This window comes from Micromonospora sp. NPDC093277 (assembly GCF_044765245.1).
In the GTDB taxonomy this organism is placed as follows: Bacteria; Actinomycetota; Actinomycetes; order Mycobacteriales; family Micromonosporaceae; genus Micromonospora.
Window position 1 is genome coordinate 100374 of the sequence record NZ_JBIWJO010000014.1, and the last position, 21802, is coordinate 122175.

At 70.1% G+C, this 21802-nt stretch carries 20 protein-coding genes and 1 pseudogene; 8 read left to right on the forward strand and 13 right to left on the reverse strand.

The window, feature by feature from the left end:
• Window positions 1-5 precede the first annotated feature (5 nt).
• Both ACIRG9_RS26540 and ACIRG9_RS26545 read left to right on the forward strand, forming a co-directional pair.
• On the forward strand, window positions 6-455 hold the full coding sequence (locus ACIRG9_RS26540) for an SMI1/KNR4 family protein (RefSeq protein ID WP_402861354.1): 450 nt from the start codon (window positions 6-8) through the stop codon (window positions 453-455).
• Between the two features lie 786 nt (window positions 456-1241).
• Window positions 1242-3083: a BTAD domain-containing putative transcriptional regulator gene (locus ACIRG9_RS26545; RefSeq protein WP_402861357.1), complete on the forward strand. Its 1842-nt coding sequence runs from the start codon at window positions 1242-1244 to the stop codon at window positions 3081-3083.
• A 71-nt stretch (window positions 3084-3154) separates the two neighbouring features.
• Here ACIRG9_RS26545 and ACIRG9_RS26550 read toward each other — a convergent pair whose 3' ends face one another.
• From ACIRG9_RS26550 to ACIRG9_RS26575, 6 genes are all read right to left on the reverse strand, one after another.
• Window positions 3155-3430, reverse strand: coding sequence for a hypothetical protein (locus ACIRG9_RS26550; RefSeq protein WP_402861360.1), 276 nt, complete (start codon window positions 3428-3430; stop codon window positions 3155-3157).
• 49 nt (window positions 3431-3479) lie between these two features.
• Window positions 3480-3911 carry a hypothetical protein gene (locus ACIRG9_RS26555; protein ID WP_402861363.1) on the reverse strand — a complete coding sequence of 144 codons (432 nt, stop codon included), beginning with the start codon at window positions 3909-3911 and terminating at the stop codon, window positions 3480-3482.
• 186 nt (window positions 3912-4097) lie between these two features.
• Window positions 4098-4802, reverse strand: a complete 705-nt coding sequence (locus tag ACIRG9_RS26560; RefSeq protein ID WP_402861366.1) for a VOC family protein — start codon at window positions 4800-4802, stop codon at window positions 4098-4100.
• 105 nt (window positions 4803-4907) lie between these two features.
• Window positions 4908-7004 (reverse strand): xanthine dehydrogenase family protein molybdopterin-binding subunit, encoded by a 2097-nt coding sequence (locus tag ACIRG9_RS26565; RefSeq protein ID WP_402861369.1) that lies wholly within the window; start codon window positions 7002-7004, stop codon window positions 4908-4910.
• Complete coding sequence (locus tag ACIRG9_RS26570) at window positions 7001-7987, reverse strand: FAD binding domain-containing protein (protein WP_402861372.1); 987 nt, start codon at window positions 7985-7987, stop codon at window positions 7001-7003. Before ACIRG9_RS26570 ends, ACIRG9_RS26565 begins: the two co-directional genes overlap by 4 nt.
• Window positions 7984-8532: a 2Fe-2S iron-sulfur cluster-binding protein gene (locus tag ACIRG9_RS26575; RefSeq protein WP_402861375.1), complete on the reverse strand. Its 549-nt coding sequence runs from the start codon at window positions 8530-8532 to the stop codon at window positions 7984-7986. Before ACIRG9_RS26575 ends, ACIRG9_RS26570 begins: the two co-directional genes overlap by 4 nt.
• A gap of 78 nt (window positions 8533-8610) precedes the next feature.
• Between ACIRG9_RS26575 and ACIRG9_RS26580 the strand changes: the two genes are divergently transcribed.
• From ACIRG9_RS26580 to ACIRG9_RS26590, 3 genes are all read left to right on the forward strand, one after another.
• A complete protein-coding gene (locus ACIRG9_RS26580; RefSeq protein ID WP_402861378.1) occupies window positions 8611-9714 on the forward strand; it encodes an XdhC family protein in 1104 nt (367 codons plus the stop codon).
• 2 nt (window positions 9715-9716) lie between these two features.
• Window positions 9717-10283 carry an NTP transferase domain-containing protein gene (locus tag ACIRG9_RS26585; protein WP_402861381.1) on the forward strand — a complete coding sequence of 189 codons (567 nt, stop codon included), beginning with the start codon at window positions 9717-9719 and terminating at the stop codon, window positions 10281-10283.
• A gap of 140 nt (window positions 10284-10423) precedes the next feature.
• Window positions 10424-13036: a C39 family peptidase gene (locus ACIRG9_RS26590; RefSeq protein WP_402861384.1), complete on the forward strand. Its 2613-nt coding sequence runs from the start codon at window positions 10424-10426 to the stop codon at window positions 13034-13036.
• Between the two features lie 84 nt (window positions 13037-13120).
• Here ACIRG9_RS26590 and ACIRG9_RS26595 read toward each other — a convergent pair.
• The 7 genes and pseudogenes from ACIRG9_RS26595 to ACIRG9_RS26625 all read right to left on the reverse strand — a co-directional run.
• Window positions 13121-13399, reverse strand: a pseudogene (locus tag ACIRG9_RS26595) (nuclear transport factor 2 family protein); the annotation flags it as partial.
• A gap of 19 nt (window positions 13400-13418) precedes the next feature.
• On the reverse strand, window positions 13419-14315 hold the full coding sequence (locus ACIRG9_RS26600; protein ID WP_402861387.1) for a GNAT family N-acetyltransferase: 897 nt from the start codon (window positions 14313-14315) through the stop codon (window positions 13419-13421).
• Window positions 14316-14511: 196 nt separating this feature from the next.
• Window positions 14512-14781 carry a helix-turn-helix domain-containing protein gene (locus ACIRG9_RS26605; protein WP_402861390.1) on the reverse strand — a complete coding sequence of 90 codons (270 nt, stop codon included), beginning with the start codon at window positions 14779-14781 and terminating at the stop codon, window positions 14512-14514.
• Entirely contained in the window at window positions 14778-15338 is a 561-nt protein-coding gene (locus ACIRG9_RS26610; protein WP_402861393.1) for a DUF6879 family protein, read from the reverse strand. The genes ACIRG9_RS26605 and ACIRG9_RS26610 overlap by 4 nt, the downstream gene beginning before the upstream one ends.
• Before the next feature lie 441 nt (window positions 15339-15779).
• Window positions 15780-16058, reverse strand: coding sequence for a hypothetical protein (locus ACIRG9_RS26615; protein WP_402861396.1), 279 nt, complete (start codon window positions 16056-16058; stop codon window positions 15780-15782).
• 130 nt (window positions 16059-16188) lie between these two features.
• Window positions 16189-16821: a 2'-5' RNA ligase family protein gene (locus ACIRG9_RS26620; protein ID WP_402861398.1), complete on the reverse strand. Its 633-nt coding sequence runs from the start codon at window positions 16819-16821 to the stop codon at window positions 16189-16191.
• Between the two features lie 15 nt (window positions 16822-16836).
• A complete protein-coding gene (locus ACIRG9_RS26625) occupies window positions 16837-18312 on the reverse strand; it encodes a helix-turn-helix domain-containing protein (protein WP_402861401.1) in 1476 nt (491 codons plus the stop codon).
• 371 nt (window positions 18313-18683) lie between these two features.
• Between ACIRG9_RS26625 and ACIRG9_RS26630 the strand changes: the two genes are divergently transcribed.
• The 3 genes from ACIRG9_RS26630 to ACIRG9_RS26640 are packed head-to-tail and all read left to right on the forward strand — an operon-like array spanning window position 18684 to window position 21794.
• Entirely contained in the window at window positions 18684-20090 is a 1407-nt protein-coding gene (locus tag ACIRG9_RS26630) for an APC family permease (RefSeq protein WP_402861404.1), read from the forward strand.
• A 5-nt stretch (window positions 20091-20095) separates the two neighbouring features.
• Window positions 20096-21100 carry an acetamidase/formamidase family protein gene (locus ACIRG9_RS26635; RefSeq protein WP_402861569.1) on the forward strand — a complete coding sequence of 335 codons (1005 nt, stop codon included), beginning with the start codon at window positions 20096-20098 and terminating at the stop codon, window positions 21098-21100.
• 16 nt (window positions 21101-21116) lie between these two features.
• Entirely contained in the window at window positions 21117-21794 is a 678-nt protein-coding gene (locus tag ACIRG9_RS26640) for a GPP34 family phosphoprotein (protein WP_402861407.1), read from the forward strand.
• The last annotated feature ends 8 nt before the right edge of the window (window positions 21795-21802 follow it).

A 21802-nucleotide genomic window follows, 5' to 3' on the forward strand; every position in this document is an offset into this window, starting at 1 on the left:
CATCGGTGACCGAGGACATGGTTCGTCGTGCTGAGGAAACGCTCGGAGTTCGGCTTCCGCGAAGCTATGTGGAGGTGATCTCTCAGCAGAACGGTGGTGTTCTGAAGAACAGCTGTTATCCAACGAGTTTTCGAACGTCCTGGGCTGCTGACCACTTCGGCGTGGACGTCATCATGGGCATCGGATACGAGGAGGGGATCGACGCTCAGTCCGCCGACCTGATCTCGGAGTGGGGCTATCCCAACATTGGCGTTGTGATCGGGATAACGCCTATGGCAGGTCCTGACACGGTCATGCTTGACTACTCTAAGTGCGGATCGGATGGGGAGCCGACGGTTGTATACGTCGGTGAAGACAGGGTTCCCTGGCAAGTTGCCGACTCATTCGATGCGTTCATTAGTGGCCTAGTTTTGTGTGAGGCCTTTGAAAATGAAGGTGAAGACGAGAAGCGTTAACCGTTGATCGGGTGAAGGGTCCATCCCTGGCAACAGGGGTGGACCCTTCGTTGCTGTGGCGGCCGAACTGGCAAGGCTCCGCTGGTACAGCACCGATGGTGGCGTGACCGTTTGTGACGCCGACTCAAGCCCACGCAATCCGGAAAGCGTGAGTTCATTGGAACCCGACCGAGTTGAGGACAGTCTCTGACCTGTTGGCACCCTGAGCGCTGAAGGACCATGGGCCGGGGTGCACCGTGGCGTCGAGGGGCGCGAGGAGGCCGAGACGTGTCTCCTCTGAGGCGGCTGAGGGCGGGAGCTGCTGGGCTCCCCGTCGGCCATTGCGGACAGTGGGTTGGCGGGTCACCCGATGCGGGGCGACTGCCTGCTCGTCTGTTCGGCTGTGTGCCACCAGTACCTAACGCCAGCTGCCGGCGGCCGACTGGACCGCCGCGGTCACCCATCCGGCAGATGATGACGGACCGTAAGGGTCGCGCTGCTGCCGCTTCGACTGCTTGGCGTGGATCTTTCTTCGGTGTGGGCTGGAAGCGGTCGCCGTGCAGAGGGGTTTCGCGCGGAAACGGTGGGATATCACGAGCGCAAGGGCCGGAATGCGAGGCCGTGGAGCCAGTAACTTTCCGTCATGAGCCGCCGGGGGCGTTCCCGGCGGCGTTTTTGTTACCGAGACACGCCGTATAAGCGTATTGATGTTCATCACGCTCAACTGTCTGATTTGTGCCTTGTTGGCCAGGGAAGCGGGCACTTAGCCTGATCGGCCAGTCGAGGCTCAACGGGGGAGCGGCGAGGATGGAACTTCAGATTCGACTACTCGGCACGGTGGAACTCGTCGTCGGCGGCCAGGTCGTCACGCCCGGCGCGGCGAAGCGCCGTGCGGTCCTCGCCGGATTGGCGAGCGAGGCGAACCGCTCGGTCTCGCTGCCCCGGCTGGCCCAGATGGTCTGGTCGGACAACCCGCCGGCCTCCGCCACGGCGAATCTGCGGACTCACGCCGCCGGCCTGCGTCGCACGTTGGGCGACCGGCTGGTCGCCCGGCCACAGGCGTACGAGCTGCGGCTCGCGCCGCACGAGCTGGACGTCACCGAGTTCCAACGACTGGCCGGAGAGGGGCAGGCGTTGCTCGCCTCGGCCGACCCGGCCAACGCCATCCGCACCCTGACCGCAGCGCTGGCGCAGTGGCGCGGAGGCCCCGCCGAGGGGCTGCCCCGCGGCACCACCCTGGACAACTGGTGGTCCAGCCTCGACGAGCAGCGGCTGCGGGTCTTCGAGGAACTGGCCGAGGCGCGGCTGGCCGCCGGTGAGCACGCTCACCTGCTGTCCGAGCTGCGTGGGCACCTGGCCGCCCACCCGCTCCGGGAGCGGGCCTGGGGGCAGCTGATGCTCGCCCTCTACCGGTGCGGCGACGTGCCGGCCGCGCTCACCGTCTACCGGGACGCCCGGGCCGTCCTCGGCGAGCAGCTCGGCCTCGAGCCCGGTGAGGAGCTGGCCAACCTGCACCGGGCCATGCTGGACCGGGCGCCGGAGCTGTCGTACGTGTCGCCGGAAACGGGGGTCGTCACCGCGCCGGTGCCGGTGGTCGAGAGGCGACCCGCCGTCGGCTGGGCGGTGCCCCGGGAACTGCCGGCCGACCCGGTGACCTATGTCGGGCGTACCCGGGAGACCGCCGACGTGGTGGCGACCGTGACCGCCGGGGCACTGGCCGCGGTGGTCGTCACCGGCGCCGCCGGTAGCGGCAAGACCACCCTCGCGGTCCGTGCCGGGCACGCCGTCTCCGCCGAGTTCCCCGACGGGCAGGTCTTCGTGGACCTCGGCTACCGGACCTCGGTGAAGGCTGGGGAGGTGCTGGCCCGGGTGCTGCGCGCGCTCGGCGTGCCCGCCGCCGACGTCCCCGAGAAGACCGACGAGCGGGCCGGCTGGTTCCGCTCCCTGGTGGCCGGGCGGCGGCTGCTGCTGGTCGTCGACGGGGTCAGCCGGGCGGCCCAGGTGCGCCCGCTGCTTCCGGCCGGCCCCGGCCCGGCGCTGATCGCGGTCGCCCAGCGGCACCTGGACAGCCTGGACGGCGTACGCCGGGTGGCGCTGCGTCCCGTGGGGGTCACGCAGGCCCGCGACCTGCTGGCCGCGTTCGCCGGACCGGAGCGGCTGGCCGCCGAGCCGGCGGCCGCCGCCGACCTGGTACGCCTCTGCGGGGGCTCGGTGCTGGCGCTGCGGATCGCCGGGGCCCGGCTGGGCCGGCGGCCCGGGACGCCGCTGTCCGCGCTGGTCGGCGAGCTGGGCGACGGGCGGGGCCGGCTGGACCTGCTGGCGTACGAGGATCTGTCGGTGCGGGCGAGCCTGGCCACCGGGGTGGCCGCGGTCCGCTCCGACGACGAGGTGGCCGTCCGGATGCTCGAACTGCTCGCCGCGCAGCCGGACACGCCGCTGGAGACGGCCGCGACCCAGCTCGGGGTCTCCCCGCAACGGGTGCACCGCGCGCTGGACGACCTGGTCGACGCGCACCTGGCGCAGCGGGACGGTCACGGCGACTATCGGCTGCCGGCGCTGGTCCGGGACTACGCCGCCGAGTTGGCCGCGGTGGCGCAGGTCCCCACCCGCAGGGCAACCAACCGGCGGTTCGATCCGCTGGCGGCGTGACCGCCGAGGCGGTTGGCGCTACGACGGAACTCAGTGCGTGCCGGCGTTGGTCCGGTCGCCGCACGCGTGGCTCAGGCGACCTCGCCCCGGACGATCGCCACGGCCACCCGGCAGAACTCGTCCATGTCCGGCTGGAAACCGGCGGCGATGTCGGGGTGCAGGCCGGCGCGGGTCTCGTCGAGCAGCCGACGGCAGACCTCCTCGACGGGCTCGCCCTCGTAGCTGGCGCGGACCCGTTCGGTGGCCGCCTGCAGGGCCGAGGTCAGCTGATCCTCCAGCGGGCCGCGCAGCTTCCGCTGCACCGGGTCCAGCCCGCCCGGGTCGAGCGTGACATGTGGCTCCGACACTGGCGCTCCCTTCCTTTCGGCGTCCGCGATACCCCACCGCGGCCGTCGGTCAAACCACCGCCGGTACGGCGGCCACTCGGATCTGGTACGAGAATTCCTCCGCCGGCTCCTCGGCGTACGACAGCCGGCGGATCTGCCGGTCGTCGTCGTAGAGGGCGACGTCGACCAGCACCCCGAGGTGGGCCAGGCCGATGTTCGCCACCCGCTTCTTGTCCTGGAGCACCGCGCACACCCCGCCGAGCAGGGTGCTGGCGTCGGAGGTGCGGTGCCCGGGCGGGCAGCGCAGGGTCAGGTCCACCTCGACCGGACCGGCGAGCGGGGTCCACCCGGTGCGCTGGGCCGCCGTGCAGGCGGCCTGGAGCAGCGTGCGGACCCTCGCCGCCTGCCGGTGGCCGGCGGCGAAGATGGACAGGGCCTCGGTCTTGACCGGGGGCAGGCCGCTCACCTCGAACGTCAGGGCGAGAGCGCGGGTGTCCTGCACGACGGCACCTCCTCGTTGGGACGATCCTGCCCAACCGGTGGTACGGCGGAGTCGAGTTCGCGCGAGAACCAACCGAACGGGCGGGCTGGGGTCGGCCGGAGGCGTATCGACTTCGACGGCGACGCGCTGGCTGCTGGAGCTACCGGAACGGTAGTCGACCCGGCCGGTGCCGGGTAGCCTCGCCGCTCACTGGTTGGGACGTGGCAGGAAGGCGCAGAACTCGTTGCCCTCCGGGTCGGCCATGACCCACCAACGGGCGCGTTCGGTGGGTTCGTGGAGCAGGGTGGCGCCGGCGGTGATCAGCGCGGTGACGTCCTGCCCGGCCAGGGTGACGTCCCAGTGCACCCGGTTCTTCACCTGCTTGCGTTCCGGCACCGGGTCGAAGACCCAGCGTTCCCACGGGAAGCCGTCCGCGCCCACCACCGAGGCGGCGCCCGCCGCGGTGGTCTCCACCCGGCCGCCGACCACCCCGGCCCACCAGGCGGCCTGGGCCGCCGGGTCGGCGCTGTCGACGACCACCTCGAACACGCCCGGTCGGGCGCCGTTGTGCGGCGCGAACGCGCAGAACTGGTTGCCCTCCGGGTCGGCCAGCACCCACCAGTCGATCTCCGCGTCCGGCTCGTGGACCAGCCGCGCGCCGGCGGCCAGCAGCGCGGTCGGTTCCGGCTCGGCCAGGCGCAGGTCCAGGTGGACCCGGGTCTTGCCGGTACGCGGCTCGGGCACCGTGTTGACCCAGATCGACTCGGCCGTGCCGGTGGCGGCACGGGGGTCGATCCGGGTGTCGCCGTCGCCGGTGTCGACCAGCTCTCCGTCGAGGATGCCGGCCCAGAAGGCGCCGAGTCGCTGGGCGTCGGCGGCGTCCAGGCACAGATCCTTGAAGCTCGCGATCATCCGGCCATCATGCCGGGCGGATGTGACACTCCGGCGAACCGGACGCGGCCGAGGTGGGACGGCGGGCGACGGGCGCGGAGGGACGAGCCGCGACCGGGCGCCGCCTCACCGGGTGGCCGGGACGTGCAGCAGCTTGTCCGCCCGTACGGGCAGGTCGCGGATCCGGACGCCGGTGGCGTGGTGCACCGCGTTGGTGACGGCGGCGGCGCTGCCCACGATGCCGATCTCGCCGATGCCCTTCACGCCGGCCGGGTTCAGCTCGGCGTCCTCCTCCGGCAGCCAGTACGCCTCGATCCGCTCGACGTCGGCGCAGGCGCTCACGTGGTAGGTGGCGAGGTCGTGGTTGACCCAGTCGCCGTACCGCTCGTCGAGCAGGCCCTCCTCGTGCAGGGCCATCGACAGGCCCATGGTCATGCCGCCGATGAACTGGCTGCGGGCGGTGGTCGGGTTCACGATCAGGCCGGCGGCGAAGACGCCGAGCATCCGGCTGACGCGGATCTCGCCGGTGTCGACGTCCACCCGCACCTCCACGAAGTGGGCGCCGTAGGCGTACCGGGGCCGGGCCGGCTGGGCCCCGATCTCGTCGGCGGTGCTCACCTCCACGGTCAGCCCTTCGGCCGGCACCCGGCCGCCGGGCGAGTTCCAGATCCGCTCGCGCAGTGCCTCACAGGCACGGATGACCGCCCAGCTCCAGGAGGCGGTGCCCATGGAACCACCGGCCACGCCGGCCGCGGGGAGCGCGCTGTCGCCGATCCGGATCGCCACCAGGTCGGCGGGCACCGCCAGGGCGTCCACGGCCACCTGCCACAGGGCCGTACGGGCGCCGGTGCCGATGTCGGTGGCGTTGATGCGTACCTCGAAGGTGCCGTTCGGGGCGGCGGTGGCCGCCGCCGCGGCGGCCCGGGACCGGGCCGGGTAGCTCGCCCCGGCGACCCCGGTGCCCACCAGCCACCGCCCGTCGCGCCGGACGCCGGGCGTCAGGTCCCGGTCGGCCCAGCCGAACCGGCGGGCCCCTTCCCGCAGGCAGGCGACCAGGTTGCGGCTGCTGAACGGTTGCCCCTGCTCGGGGTCGACGGCGGGATCGTTGCGGATGCGCAGCTCGACCGGGTCGACGCCGCAGGCGGTGGCCAGCTCGTCCATCGCCGACTCCAGCGCGTACGCGCCGGGGCACTCGCCGGGGGCGCGCATCCAGAACGGCGTCGGCACGTCCAGCCGCACCACCCGGTGCGTGGTGCGGCGGTGGCAGCCGGCGTACATGCTGCGGGTGTAGACGGCGGTCTGCTCGGCGAACTCGTGGATCGTCGAGGTCTGGCTGATCGCGTCGTGGCAGACCGCGGTGATCGTGCCGTCAGGATCGGCGCCGAGGCGGATCCGTTGGATGGTCGGGGTGCGGTACCCGATCGGGCCGAAGAGCTGCTGCCGGGTCAGAGCGAGCCGGACCGGCCGGCCCACCTGCCGGGCGGCGAGCGCGGCGAGCACCACCGGCGCCTTGGCGGCCCCCTTGCTGCCGAAGCCGCCGCCGACATGTTCGGTGATCACCCGGACCGCCTCCGGGGCGAGCCCGAACAGCCCGGCGAGGGTGGTCTGGACCGGGGTCGAGCCCTGGTTGGAGTCGTGCACCAGGAGCCGCCCGTCCTGCCAGTGGGCGGTGGCGGCGTGCGGCTCCATCGGGTTGTTGTGGTAGGCCGGGGTGCGGTAGGTGGCGTCGACGCGGATCTGCGCGGCGGCGAAGCCGGCGTCGAAGTCCCCGTCGGCGGTGTCGGCCGGATAGCCGGGGTTGACCTTGTCCGGCCGGTACAGGCCCGGGTGGTGCTCGGTGAGGACGGTGCTGTGCGGTTCGGTGTCGTAGTCGACGCGGACCAGCCGGGCGCCCTCCCGGGCCGCTTCGAGGGTCTCGGCCACCACGACCGCGATCAGTTCGCCCCGGTAGTGCACGGCCGGGTCCTGCAGCAGGAACAGGGTGGCGTCCACGCCGGGCACCAGGCGCGGCGCGTGGCCGTGGTGCAGCACGTCGAGCACTCCGGGCACGGCCAGCGCCGGGGCCGGGTCGATCCGGGTGATCCGGCCCCGGGCGGCGCTGGCCGGCACCGCCCAGCCGTACGCCACGTCGTCGGCCGGGAACTCGACGGCGTACCGGGCGGCACCGGTCACCTTGTCCCGGCCCTCCAGCCGGGGGTGCGCCACGCCCACCTCGACGCTCACGACCGGCCCGCCAGTTCGGTCAGCGCCCGTACGGTGAGGTTGCGGATCAGCGGCACCTTGAAGGCGTTGTGTTCCAGCGGGCGGGCGGCGGCGAGTTCGGTGTCGGCGGCGTGGGCGGCCAGCTCGGCGGTGAACGGCCGGCCGCGCAGCGTCTGCTCCGCCCGGTGGGCCCGCCACGGGCGATGCGCCACCGCCCCGTACGCCAGCCGGACGTCGCGGACCACGTCGCCGGCCAGGTCGAGGGCGGCGGCCACCGAGCCGATGGCGAAGGCGAACGACGCCCGGTCGCGTGCCTTGTGGTACGACGAGCGGCGGGCGATCGGCGACGGGGGCAGTCGTACGGCGGTGATCAGCGCGCCCCGGGGCAGCGTGGTCTCCTGCTCGGGCCGGTCGCCGGGCTCCCGGTGCAGGTCGGTGAGGGGGATCCGCCGGGGGCCGTCCGGTGCGTGCAGCTCGACCTCGGCGTCGAGCGCGACCAGGGCGACCGCCATGTCCGACGGGTGGGTGGCCACGCAGTGCTCCGACCAGCCGAGTACGGCCAGGTCGCGGTTCTGCCCGTGCCGTGCCGCGCAGCCGGTGCCGGGCTCCCGCTTGTTGCACGCCTTGGCGCTGTCCTGGAAGTAGGCGCAACGGGTGCGTTGCAGCAGGTTGCCGCCGGTGGTGGCCATGTTGCGCAGCTGGCCGGAGGCGGCGGCGAGCAGCGCCCGGGCGAGGACGGGGTAGTCGCGCCGGATGACCGGGTGGGCGGCGAGGTCGCTGTTGCGCACGGTCGCGCCGATCCGTACTCCGCCGTCGGGCAGGGCCTCCACGGTGTCCAGCGGCAGCCGGGTCAGGTCGACCAGCAGGGTCGGCCGTTGCACGCCGAGTTTCATCAGGTCCACCAGGTTCGTGCCGCCGGCCAGGTACGCGGCGTCGGGCTCGGCGTCGAGGAGGGCGACGGCCTCGGCGACGTCGGCGGGCCGGTGGTAGCGGAAGGACCTCATCGGGACGCCGCCTCACGGACCGCGGCCACGATGTGCGGGTACGCCGCGCAGCGACACAGGTTTCCGCTCATCCGTTCCCGGATCTCCGGGTCGGTCAGCTGCACGGGCGCGGCCAGGTCTTCGGTCACCGCGCTGGGCCAGTCGCGGGCCGCCTCGTCGAGCATGCCCTGGGCGGAGCAGAGCTGCCCGGGCGTGCAGTAGCCGCACTGGAAGGCGTCCTGGGCGATGAAGGCGGCCTGGATCGGGGCGAGGCCCTCGGGGCCGGCGAGCCCTTCCACGGTGACGACCGTGTGGCCGTCCAGCGTCACGGCCAGGACCAGGCAGCTCTTGACCCGCCGGCCGTCGAGCAGCACGGTGCACGAGCCGCACTGGCCGTGGTCGCAGCCCTTCTTGCTGCCGGTCAGGCCGAGCCGTTCCCGTACGGCGTCCAGCAGCGTGGTGCGGTTGTCCAACGTCAGGTCGTGATCGACGTCGTTGACGGTGAGGGCGACGCGGGACGACCAGTCGTCGTCCGCCGGTTTTCCGCTGTCCCGCCCGCTCCGCACCGCGTCAGACTACCGTTGACCACGACATCTACTGACAAATATGGGCAGAAGCCCAAAACCGGCGATCGGTGGAGCGGCATGCGCGAGGTCCTGGCCGCAGCCCGCGACTGGCGACGGCGCGCGATCCCCTTCGGACTCGCGACCGTGGTGGCCAGCAGTGCGGGCGCCATCACCACCCCCGGCGACCTGCTCGCCGTCGACCCGACCGGCGACGTACGTGGAGGCGTACCCGCCGGGTGCGTCGAATCGGCCGTGCTCGACGCCGCGGCCGAGACCCTGCGCACCGGCCGGGCCCGGCTGGCCCGCTATCCGGTGGGCGAAGACGGTCCCTGGCCGGCCCGGCCCGGCTGCGCCGGAACCGTCGAGGTGCTACTGCGCCGGGTCACCGCCGACGGACCCACCGCACGCTCCCTCACCGCGCTCGCCGACCACGACCCGGCCACCGTGGCGACCGTGATCGGCGGCCGGGCACCGTTCACCGCCGAACTGCTGATCCGACGGGACCGGACCCACGGCACGCTCGGCACCGACGACCTGGACCGATGGGCGCTCGACCAGGCGGCCGGACTGCCCGCCGGCGCCGTCGTGCTGCGGTACGGCCAACGCCCCGGCGTGCGCGTGCTGTTCCAGGTGGCGCCCGCCGCACCGCGGATGCTCCTGTTCGGCGCCACCTCCGTCGCCGCGGCGCTCGCCCGGATCGGCGCAGACCTGGGCTACCGCGTCGTCGTCTGCGACCCGCGACCCGCGTTCGCCACCGTCGCCCGGATGCCCGAGGCGCACGAGGTGCACCGAGCCTGGCCCCACCGCCTGCTCGCCGCCACCCCGGTCACCGCCGACACGGTGCTCTGCCTGCTCGGCCACGACCTCCGCTACGAGCTCCCGCTGCTGCACGCGGCACTGCGCACCCCGGCCGGCTACCTCGCGGTACTCGGCAGCCGCGCGGCGCACGCCGCCCGCCTGACCCGGCTACGCGCCGACGGCGTACCCGAGGCACACCTGGCCCGGCTGCGCGCACCTGCCGGGCTGGACCTCGGCGGGCGCAGCCCGGCCGAGACGGCGTTGGCGATCGCCGCGGAGGTGGTCGCCTGGCGACACGGCGGCACCGGCCTCCCACTGGCCAAGCTGACCGGGCCCATCCACGCCACCCACCCAGCCGCCGTACCCGAGCCGGCAGTGCGGTGACGGTGGCCGGACTGGTGCTCGCCGCCGGCGCCGGACGCCGGCTCGGCCGACCGAAGGCGCTCCTCGAGTGGCACGGCGAACCGCTGGTCCGGCGAGCCGTCCGGCTACTACGCAGCGGCGGCTGCGATCCGGTGCACGTCGTGGTCGGAGCCGGCGCCGACCGGCTTCCCGCGTTGCCCGACGCGGTCCCGGTGGTCAACCCGCACTGGCGCGACGGTCTCGGCAGCTCACTGCTGCGCGGCCTGGACTCGCTGCCGGCCAGCGCTGGCGCGGCCGTGGTGGTGCTCGTCGACCAGCCCTGGCTGACCCCCACCGCGGTGCGCCGGGTCCGGGCGGCGTACGCGGCCGGTGCGGTCGTCGCCGTCGCCGCATACGCCGACCAACCGGGCCACCCCGTGCTGCTCGGCCGCGCCACCTGGCCGCTGCTTCCGCAGTACGCGACGGGGGACCGCGGCGCCCGGGACTTCCTGCGGGCCCGGGCCGACCTGGTGACCCAGGTAGCGTGCGACGGATCACCGTCCGATCTGGATACCCCCGCCGACCTGGTCAGAGGCCGGGCGCGACCGTGACAGCCCCCGCCGGCCGGGGAAGAACCAGCACCAGGGATTCCATGTAGGACCATTCGTCGATAGCCTGAGCCGGCCTAATGATCAACTGAGGCGGCCCGGGCCCGGGGTCTCTCACCACCACCCCGAACGGAGCTTCACCGTTGCGCACTTTGCAACGCGTGGTCGCCACCGCGGCCAGTGCCTGCATGGCACTGATGGCCGCCGTGGCGATCGCGTCCCCCGCACAGGCCGATCCGACCTTCCCGCTCTACGGGCCGTACCCGGCCACGACGGCGATCGACGGTCGCGGCAGCATGGACCCGAACAACCGCACCGCGACCGATCTGTACCTCACCGGTCAGCAGATCTACCTGCGCTGCCAGGACTCCGGCATGGTCGCCGGCGGCAGCACCATCTGGAACTACACCCGTGAGGGCTACTGGATCCCCGACGCCTACGTGCGGACCGGCACCAGCGGTTTCGTGGCGGGTATCCCGCGGTGCCTCTCCATCGGCATCAACGGCACCCCGAAGGGCGGCGGCTCCAACTCCGGCCCGTACCCGGTGAAGTTCGCCATCGACGGGCGCGGCAGCGCCGACCCGAACGACCGGATTCGCGTCGACGCCTACCCCGACGGCAGCTCGCTCTACATCCGCTGCCAGGACTACGGCGTCGCCGTCAGCGGCTCCACGCTGTGGATCTACACGACCGACGGCTACTGGGTGCCCGACGCGTACGTGACCACCGGCACCGACGGCCGCGTCAGCGGCGTGCCGCTGTGCTCGTCGATCGGCATCAGCGGCGGCGTGGCCACCAACCCCAACGGCGGCACCCAGTTCAAGATCCGCACGACGCTCAACGGCTACTACGAGAAGAGCCTCAGCGCGGGCAACGTCTGGGACAAGTACCACGAGGGCAGCTACATCACGATCATGTGCCAGGCCTACGGCCAGGTCAACTACGGCGGCAACGCGATCTGGGACCTGACCAGCGATGGCCTGTGGGTGCCCGACTTCTACGTCATCACCGGCTCCAACAGCATCGTCCTGCGCCAGTGCGACAGCGACGGCCCCTCCGGCGGCGGCGGGAACCGTTACCTGGCCAAGACCACCCTCAACGGCTACTACGGCAAGAGCCTCAGCTCCGGCAACGTCTGGGACAAGTACCCCGGCGGCAGCTACGTCACCATCACCTGCCAGGCGTACGGCGAGTTCAACTACGGCGGCTCGGCGATCTGGGACAAGACCAGCGACGGCCTGTGGGTGCCCGACTTCTACATCTACACCGGCTCGGTCGACATCGTCCTGTCCCGCTGCGACAACGACCCCAAGCCCAGCGGCGGGCCGGGCAACCCGACCGTGCCGCCGACCCCGCTCCCGGGCAGCGTCGCCTCCTCGAACGTCCGCTCGGCGATCGTCAACGCCGCCTACGGCCAGCTCGGCACCGACGAGTGGGGCGACAACTGCAACCCGTACGGCAATCACGGCACCGTCAAGTGCGGCGACCCGTGGTGCTCCATGTTCGCGTCCTGGACGTGGCAGCAGGCCGGTATCGACGTGTACTTCCCGTACTCCGGCACCTTCGAGACCTGGGGCCGCAACCACGGGCTGCTGCGTTCCAAGTCCAGCATCCGCCCCGGTGACGTGGTCCTCTACGGCTACGACTACTACTCCAGCAAGCACATCGGGGTCGTCGTCGACGTGCTGCCCGACGGCCGGATCACCACCATCGAAGGCAACTACGGCAACACCGTGAAGAAGGTCGGCCCGTTCGACCCGAACAACCCGGGCGCCGTGCACACCTACGACAACATCTACGCCGTGGTGGCGCCGGTCGCCGACCCGTCCACCGACGTGAAGTGGGGCACCAAGAAGGGCTCCGACCGGGACGCCGAGAACGACGGCATCGACATCGGCGAGGAGCTGTGCGCCGAGTCGGCGTACCCCGGCGTCTACTACGCCGGCTGCCTCGAGTTCTCCGGCAGCAACGTCAAGCCGCACCTGTACGTGCAGCCGCTGAGCACCTCCGCGGTCATGCGGGGCAAACTCACAATGATCGACTCCGGCGGTGATCTGACGTTGAACACCTGCCAGGCGGCGTACTTCAGCAACGACAGATCCTGCGACGGGTCGAGCTTCGTCTCCACCAACAGCAGGACAACCGTGTTGCAGACCGACCTGGAGATCAACGGCGGCTGGAAGCACACCCTGCGCGTGGCCACCATGAACGTCGACGGCGAGCAGCAGCAGACCGGCACCTGGTGCGGGCCGACCGCGATGCAGGCGATCCTCAAGTCGCTGGGCAAGACGCCGCTGGACACCCAGGCCGGGTACGCCCGCAAGCTCGGCACCGACTCGCTCGGCACCAACCCGTGGGACGTCCGCGACGTGCTCAACGCCGAGCTCGCCGGCAAATCCGGGATTAAGCCGTACGTCTACCACGACTACGCGGCCGAGGGCGTGTCCAGCGACAAGTGGAAGTTCGTGATGAACAAGCTCGCCACCTCGGTCGACCTGAACCAGCCGGCCGCCATCGTCGTGCAGGCGAAGGACATCCCCTGGTGGAACAACGACGACCGCTACACCATGCACTACCTGGTCGTGCAGGGGTACTCCGGGATCAAGAACAGCAACGGCGTCTACGACATCGACAGCTTCATCGTCTGGGACCCGGCCCGCGATGACCACTACCTGGCCTCCTCCAGCCAGATGTACAGCATGACCAACATGGACGGGATCCCCGGCCAGGGCCACATGATCGTCGTGGCTCAGTAACCGGAAGCTTTGTCCGGGCGGGCGGGGCGTGGCCCCGCCCGCCCCCTCACGACCGTGCCGGCACCGCGGGCTCTCGTCCTACGTGTCCGCGGCGTCGAGAAGCGGGAACGAGTGGTGCTCGTGCCCGACCACCCACCGCCCGTCCTCCTTCCGCAGCCCGAGCGTGATCCGTAGCCGCTGGTCGGGGTGCCGGGCGAGGTGCTCCGGCGCGCCGCAGCGCAGGAGCGCGTGGGCGAACGCCACGTCGGCGCCGGCGGTCACCTCGAGCCGGACGACCTCGAAGACCGCCCCGCCGGCGAGCCAGCGGAAGAACGGCGGCCATGTGTCGCGGTAGGCGTCGATGCCCCGCACACCGTCCTGCGGGCGGCCGGTGGGCGCACCGTCACGCCGTGAGCTGTTTCTCGAACCAGTGGTGGGCGTAGTGCTCGGCGTTGTACGGCTCGATCTCGTGGTAGCCGGCCGAGCGGTACATCGCGATCGCCTCGCTGAGGTTGCGATTGGTGTCCAGCCGGACGGCGGTCCAGCCCCGCTCGGCGGCGTATCGTTCCAGCTCACTCAGCATCCGGCGCCCGATCCCGAGCCCACGTACGGTGTCCCCCACCCAGACGCGTTTGATCTCGGCGGGTGCGTCGTGGTGGAGCTTGACCGCGCCGCAGGCGACGGGCTCGGCGTTGAGGGTGGCAAGCAGGAACACGCCGGCGGGCGGGAGAAGTTCCTCGTCGTGGACCGGGTTGCTCAGCGCCGGGTCGAACCCGTCGTCGAACCGTCGCGTGACATCGCGGGCGTAGGCCCGCACGCAGGCACGGGCCCGGGGGTCGTTCGGCGGGCACGGCTCGATGACGACCATCGACGAGACGAGCAGCCGTTCGACCTCGGCCATCGCCGCGGTGAGCCGTTCGCGGCGTCGCTCGGTGAGTGGTTCGAGGATCGACCAGGCGAGTTCGTCGGAGCGTTGGTCGAGTTCGACCCACTCGGCCTGCCCGGCCTCGGTGAGCGCCGCGGCCCGTACCCGTGCGTCGCCGCCGGCCTGATCGGCCGGGCCGACGGTGACGAGCCCGTCGCCTTCCAGGGTGCGCAGCAGGCGGCTCAGGTACCCCGAGTCCAGCCCGAGCCGGGCCCGCAGCGCCGCGACCTCGGCGCCGCCGGGGCCGATCTCCCACAGCAGGCGTGCCTGTGCGAGAGGGCGTCCGCGAGCCATGTACTCGTCGTCGAGCGCCCCCACCCGCTGGGTGACCGTCCGGTTGAACCGCCGCACCGCGGCGGTGAGCTCCGAGTCCATATACCTGACTTTAGTCAGGCATTGCAGCTGGGCGCCAGCCGGCTGGTCGGAGAACCGGCCGGGCACCCGCCGCCGGCCGGACCACCATCGCGACCGTGGTCAGTCCGCTCAGCGGACTAGGCCTTGGGCCCGGCTACGCCCGCCGGGCTGCCGCGGCCAGGGCTCCGCCGCGCCTAGCGGACGGCCAGGAAGCGGCCTACTTCGACTTCTTCCGCACCCAGCCGGCGATGGCCCACATAACGACGTCTGCCAGTTCGGTGGTTACATCGTTTGGCGCGTTGGTGGCGGCTGTCCATGCCTGGACATCGGAGACGGACGGCTTCGTGTGCCGGTTTTCGATCTTGGAGACCTTGGACTGCGACCAGCCCAAGGTTGCGGCAAGGCGCGTGGTCGACAGGCCGGCCTCCTCCCGGAGGTCGCGTAGTTGGGCGGCGAGCGTCGCCCGGTCATCGATCGCTGTGCTCACCAGGATCTGCGCAACTCGTGCCGAACCGACGGCAGGTAGCCCTGCAGCGCGACCGAATACGTCATTGCAAGATCGCGCTGTTGAATGAAGGTCGCCACGTCGCTGGTTGGCACCATGGCCACCCGTCGACCTTCCCCGTCGTACACCATCTTCACCGCGAGTACGTCATCGAGAAGCCAAAAGTCGCACGTAAGCCCGCCTAGCTCATCAGCGGCTATCGCTCGGTCGGCGATCCGCACGTCTTCGCCCGCTGCGACGTTTCCGTGATAGCCCAGCAACTCGAAGCGGAGATAATCCGACAGTGGGCGGCTCAGTACGTGGACGCGGCTCCAGCGCCTACCGGCCTGCACGCTGTCCGCCACCATCTGTAGCCAAGGGTCGTTCTCTGGACCACGCGGGGGCAGGGGAAGGCCCTCGCGGAAGTCGCGCAGCAGGTCCGCCTCACCAGGTGCGGTGTAGGAACTCAGCGTTTCGAGACGGAACACCGACCGCTCGACCTGGCGCAACATGCGCTGCAACTCATCCATCTGCATCGGATCGTCCCGTTCGGTCGCCACCCGCCGATCAAGTTTAGTCGGCCCTGAGGGCTAGTCCTCCTGGCCCATTGGCTTCTTATCGATAGAACTAATGGAAAAGTGACATATTCGTTCTTTGCGCGTCGGTAAGCCTGACGCGGGCGTTGATCGGCTGGATCCGTCGCCACTCTGCCGGATCCAGCCTTTCGCGCTGCCGCCTGCCGTAATGGCCGTCTGGGCAGCCGCGCGTACCGTGAGTTGATCGAGTGTAGGGAAGCCACCTGATGGCGGTGGATCGAGGTAGCTGCCCGTCGCGTTACGCCGACTGGCCGTGTCAAACCGTGCGCCTACGTACCGGTGGAACCGTTACTGGAACGTGGTTCGGATTCTGCCAAGAATAGTCCACCATGAATAAGCGGCTGAGGCGCCCTCGGAAGAAGGTGCCTCTCTTGCTGATTGCGTCGACGGGCATGGATGTTTGTTCTAGAATTCGTGGTCGGTCTTGCGGGACCGTCTGTGCTTCCAGGCGTAGGAGAAGGCTGCCAGGCCGATGAGGGCAAGTGCACCGGCGATGGCTGTGTGCACGGTGAGTCTGTGCTCGGCTGCAGCGACGTCGGCGGCTTGTTTCTCCAGCATCTCGGGGGTCGGGTCCTGGTAGGGCATCGAGACCCCGGACAGATCCAGGAACGGCAGGCACGGCAGCATGCAGGAGGCGACGAGCAGGAGAACCCCGGCGGTTAGCGCCAGGCGGGCGCGCGACATCGCGACAGGCTCTCACAAGGGTCGTGCCCTGCGCTGTCCGCCTCTTGCCGTGGTCACCTTGCGAGGCCCCACCGCAGCACACCGCAGCAGTGCAGGAAGATGCTGGAAGCCAGAAACTGGAGTCGTTAGGTCAGGACCCGAGCATCACGGTGGCGTAGGGCTCCCACACGTACATGCCTTGGTCGCGGTTGAGGACGATGAGTTGGCAGGAGTCGATCTCGGCGTTTGCGCTCAGGTCTGATGCGGATGACAGGACTTCGACCAGTGGAGCGGCGGGTCCGTCGGTGTTGGTGTAGGCGAGGCTGAGGTGGGGGTTGTACGGCTCCGCAGGTTCGGGCACTCGGTCGTGTCCCCAGACGTCCGCGATGGCGGCGCGGATTGCGTTACGGAGTTGGCGTACCGGTTCGATTGGGTCGACGGCGATTTGAATGGATTCGGGGTCGACGTGGGGGGCGCCGATGGTGAGATTGAAGGGCGTGAGCTGGGCGCAGCGGGCCCGGGCGGCGGCCACGATGGCGTCTGCGTCGTCGGTGGCAACGTCTTGAACGAAGCCGATGCCTTGCATGGTGAGGTGGAGCCACTGGTTCGGAATGACGTCGAGGCTTGGCTGCTGGGAGAGCAGTGACCGGTATCGGTCGGCGAGGTGCTCGACCTCTGGTTGTCCGTCGAAGGTGATGTGCCAGGTGTAGAAGCGGGAGCCGATGCCCCAGCCGGGCCGCCAGTACCAGTGGTTGCGGATGGTGGTGGCGTGTGGGACTGCCATGGTCGCTCCAGGTTGTTAGGGAAGTTGGCGGGCGGCGCCAGTGGCGCAGAACTCGGTGATCGCTGCTTGGAGACTGCGCGCTTCGGCGCTCGTGCGTAGCGTCGGGTTGCTGGCGATGGCTCGTCCCACGTCGCGTAAGCGATGAACTACTGGATCGAGTCGCTGTTCGGGTGGCAGGGCGAGGACGGGTGAGAGGATCGAGACCGCGCCATCGAGGCTGTTGGTGTTGAGGTGTGCCGAGGCGGCCCAGATGCGGATCTGGGCGAGCGTGCCGTAGGCGACTGAGGGATCCGCTGCGGCTTCCGCGAGAGCGTTGTTCGCGTGTTCGATAGCACTCGCGGCCTCACCAATGCGTAGCAGCACCGCCCCGGCGTAGTTGTGCTGCCGTACAACGCCGCAGGCGAGGAGGCCGCCCACCGTATCGCCGCCAGCGCCCTGGCGAGCTTCCTCGGCCCGGCGCAAAGCTTCCCTGGCGGGCTCTGCGGCACCGATCTCCGCCCATGCGTCCGCTTCCTGGCAGGCCAGCATGACCGCTGCGGTTCCTTCGGCGGCGTGGCCGAAGCCGCGTACGGCAGCGTCCGCGGCTTCCTCGTAGCGTCGCTCCCACAGGTGGATCTTGCTGACTGTGGACAGGACCCAGGCCCGAAGAGCGTTGTCCTGGACCATCTCGGCGCACATCCACGCCGTGCGTGCCTGAGATTCCGCTGCGGCGGGGTGTCCGAGGTCGCCGGCCATCCACGCGAGCAGCGCGCAGAGATATCCAGCCCAGGTGTAGAGCTCCCGTGCTTGGTCGGGGTTCTGCCGGCCGGTTTGGAGTAGCCGAAATACGCGGTCGGCGAGTAACCCTGCACGGGCGTAGACCACCACCGGCGCCTCTGTCAGATAGTCGAGGGCGATCCTACGAGTGGAGGCAGCGATATCGTCGAGGGCGAAGGTCCCGACGTTAGAGGCCTGTGCCCACGCGCCAAAACTGGCCGTACGTTCCGCGACCATTATCACCAACTCCGTCTCGTCCACCAGCGCTCCGGGGTCCCACCGCAGAGGCTCTGGCATGGTGTTACTGGGCAGGGCTGGCTGGGCTGCTGCTGCTCTACCAGACAGCGGACCCGTATCCGCGCTGCCAAGAATCCTGCGATCCGCATCGGGCATCGCGGCGAGGTCGTCCAAGTCGACCAGGCAGCAGGGCTCGGTCCCGAAGACCTGGGCCAGCGCGTTGAAAACAGCCAGAGTGGGACGCCGGCCGCCGAACGGCCATCGCTCGTAGTCGCTGATCCGTGCCCCGGTGAACGTCGCTGAACCGTTCCCGTCGACGTTCAGTCGCTCCGCTACCGCCTCCTGCGTCCACCCATGAGCCTGTCGGAAAGCATCCCGAGGTCGCAGTCCGAACCGTCGCTGCAATTCAGCCGCGATAGCTGCCGGAGTTGCTCCGAAGCTGGCCAGCGTCTGACGCACGTGCTCACGCTGCGCCTTGTTGCCGGTTGTCCTTGCCATCGCGGCAACCCCCTTACACGCGGTCCCCGTCGAACGGTAACGCCAGCATCGCCGGAAGCGGTACGGATGTTGGGGGGCCTCAGGTGCCCGCGTGGGTAGTTTCCTGCCTAACGATCAACATATATGCAGGCCACGGCCGGTGTGCGGGTGGGGGAAAATCTCGCCAACGCTGGGAATCCATTGATGCATTTGCCCTTGGCATGCTTTCTGCGCCGGATTACTCCCGGTCCGGAGTCAGTCACCCGATGGATGCATCGGTGGCTACGGAGGCACCGCCATTACCTGCTGCCGTCAACTTATTCCTGTTCGACCGTGCGGCAGGCGCGCCACCGCGTTCGCTCTGACAACCCCTCACCCCGCGAGGAGTTCTGATGACGACCTCAGATGACTTGATCCGCTACGGCTACCGCCAGGAACTCGCCCGGCAGTTGCGGTTCCGGGACTTGATCTCCTACGGCTTGGTGTACATGGTCCCAATTGCGCCGATGGCGATCTTCGGCAGTGTGTACGCCGGTTCCGGCGGGATGGTGGCCCTGGCGTATGCGATCGGCGTCGTGGCGTTGGTGTTCACGGCGTTTTCGTATGCGCAGATGGTGAAGGCGTTTCCGATGTCGGGCAGCGTTTACAACTATGCGGGGAGGGGCATCAGCCCGCCGGTCGGGTTCCTGGCCGGTTGGGTGATCCTTCTCGACTACATCCTGGTGCCGGGGTTGTTGTATCTGGTGGCGTCGGTGGCGATGCACGCGACCGTGCCCGCGGTTCCGGTCTGGTTGTGGCTGCTGGGCTTCGTCGCGGTCAACACGGTCGTGAACTCGGTCGGGATCCGCATGACGGCCGTGGTCACCCGGGTCATGTTGGTCGGCGAGCTGATCGTCTTGGCGGTCTTCATCGCTATCGCCGCCTGGGCTGTTGCCTCGGGGAAGGGCCGGTTCGGTTGGGAGGCGTTCTACAACTCCGACACGTTCACCTGGTCTGTCGTCGCGGGTGCGGTGTCGATCGCCGTGCTCAGCTTCCTGGGATTTGACGGCATCAGCATGCTGGCCGAGGAGGCCAAGGGTGGTTCCCGGCAGATCGGCCGGGCGATGGCGGCGGTGCTGGTCCTTGCGGGGGTGTTGTTCATCGCGCAGACCTGGCTGGCCGCGATGCTCGTCCCCAACCCCGGTGCGCTGCTGGCCGAAGGGGATCCGAACGGCACCGCCTTCTACGACGCCGCCAAGGTGGCCGGCGGGGGCTGGCTGGCGACGCTGTGTGCGGTGGCGACGGCGATCGCGTGGGGGTTGCCGAACTCGATGGTGGCCCAGGTCGCCACCTCCCGGCTGCTCTATGCGATGGCCCGCGACCGGCAGCTGCCCGCGTTCTTGGCGAGGGTGTCGATCCGCCGCAACGTGCCGATCAACGCCACCCTGCTTACCGGCGTCGTCTCCCTCGCCCTCGGCCTGTACATGGCGACCCGCTCCGACGGAATCACCCTGCTGTCCTCGCTGATCAACTTCGGGGCGATGGTCGCCTTCCTCGTGCTGCACGTCTCCGTGGTGGTACATCACCTCGTCCGAAGCCGTAGTGGGAACTGGTGGGCGCACCTGCTCATGCCGGCAGTCGGGTTCGCGATCTTGGCCTACGTGGTGGTGAATGCCAACATCGCCGCGCAGCGTCTTGGCCTGGCCTGGCTGGGCCTCGGCGTCATGGTCCTCGCCGGCCTGTACCTGACCGGCCGCCGACCCACCCTCTCCGGCCTCGCCCCGGTGCAGGCGCAGCAGCGTGACGTGGAGCGGGTGTGAGGGCCATGGACAAGATCACCTACCGTCCCGTGCGGGACGAACTCGCCTACACCTTCGGCGGGCGGCTACCAGTCGCGCACCTGCACTCCGGCGACGTCCTGGAGGTGGCCACCGAAGACTGCTTCGGCGGCCTCGTACGCGGGCCAGCGGATCTGCCGTCGCAGATGTGCCGCATGCCCTACCTCAACCCGGTGTCGGGGCCGTTCTTCGTCGAAGACGCCGAACCCGGCGACACCCTCGCCATCCACCTCGCCACCATCACCCCCGCCCGCGACTGGGGCGTGTCGGCAACGTTCCCGCACTTCGGCGCCCTCACCTCCACCACGCACACGGCGACATTGCAGCCACCCTTGGAGGAGCGGGTGTGGGTGTACGGCATCGACCGGCACACCGGCACAGTCCGGTTCCAGGCCACCGAAACGAATCACGCCATCAACCTGCCGCTGGATCCGATGATCGGCACCATCGGCGTCGCCCCCGCCGGCTTCGAAGCCCGCTCCACCATCGTCCCCGACACCCACGGCGGGAACCTCGACACCCCACGCCTGCGCGCCGGCACCACCCTCTATTTGGGTGTGAACGTGCACGGGGCGCTGTTCGCATTGGGTGACGGTCACGCCTGCCAAGGCGAGGGGGAGGCCTGCGGCGTCGGGGTGGAGATCGCGACCACCACAACCCTCACCGTTGAGGTGATCAAGGGTGTGTCGACGGTGTGGCCTCGGCTGGAGACCGACACGTCGATCATGTCGGTCGGCTGCGCCCGACCCTTGGAGGACGCCTACCGGATCGCCCACCACGACATGGTCGGCTGGGTCGGGTCCCTGACGGGGATGGGGGTCCTGGACGCGTACCAGCTCATCTCGCAGGTGGGGCGGGCGCCGATCGGCAACGTGTGCGACCCCAACTACACGATCCTTGCCGCCGTCGACAAGGCACTGCTTCCCGCACCGGACCCGGCCTACCAGGGTGTGCATGCGCGGTTGCGGCAGCACACCGCCGGGCTGCGGTAGAGGGAGGAGAACCGTCATGGCCACGCCGCTTCCCCCGCTGCCGCTGCGCGACGAGTTGTTCCTGCTCGGCCACAACGACGACACCGGCCAACCGCACATCCACCGGCAGGCCCTGGCCCTCGGCCTGGCGGGTGCGGTGCTGATCGACCTGTACCTGGCCGGACGCATCGACCTCGGCGACGACACCCGCCCAGCCGACGAACGGTGGGTGCGCCCGCACATCGACCGGCCCGTCGGTGACCTGATCGCCGACACCGCGCTCACCTCGATCCGCTACGCCCGCACCCTGCCGTCACTGAAAGGCTTCGTACGCGGCTTCTCCACCGACCTGTACGAACGCACCCGCGCCGGCCTCGTCGCCGCCGGGATCCTGCGACAGGCCAGCCGCCGCCGCCTGGCCGGGCTTGTACGCGCCGACAGCTATCTGCCCGTGGACAGCAAATGGTCAGTGGTGGCCCGCGCCCGGGTGCGATCCCTCGCCACCCGATACCAACAGCCGGACAACCACACCGCCGCCCTCGCCGGACTCGTCGCCGTCCTCGGCCTCACCGACCATCTCTACCTCGCCGACGACACCACCACCCTCACCGCACATCTGAAAACAATCGCCGGCCAGCACCTGCACCCGGTACGCGACATCACCGCCGCCGTCGACGCGACCGTCGGCGACCTCGCCACCGCCGCCTACCGATAGACGGCCTG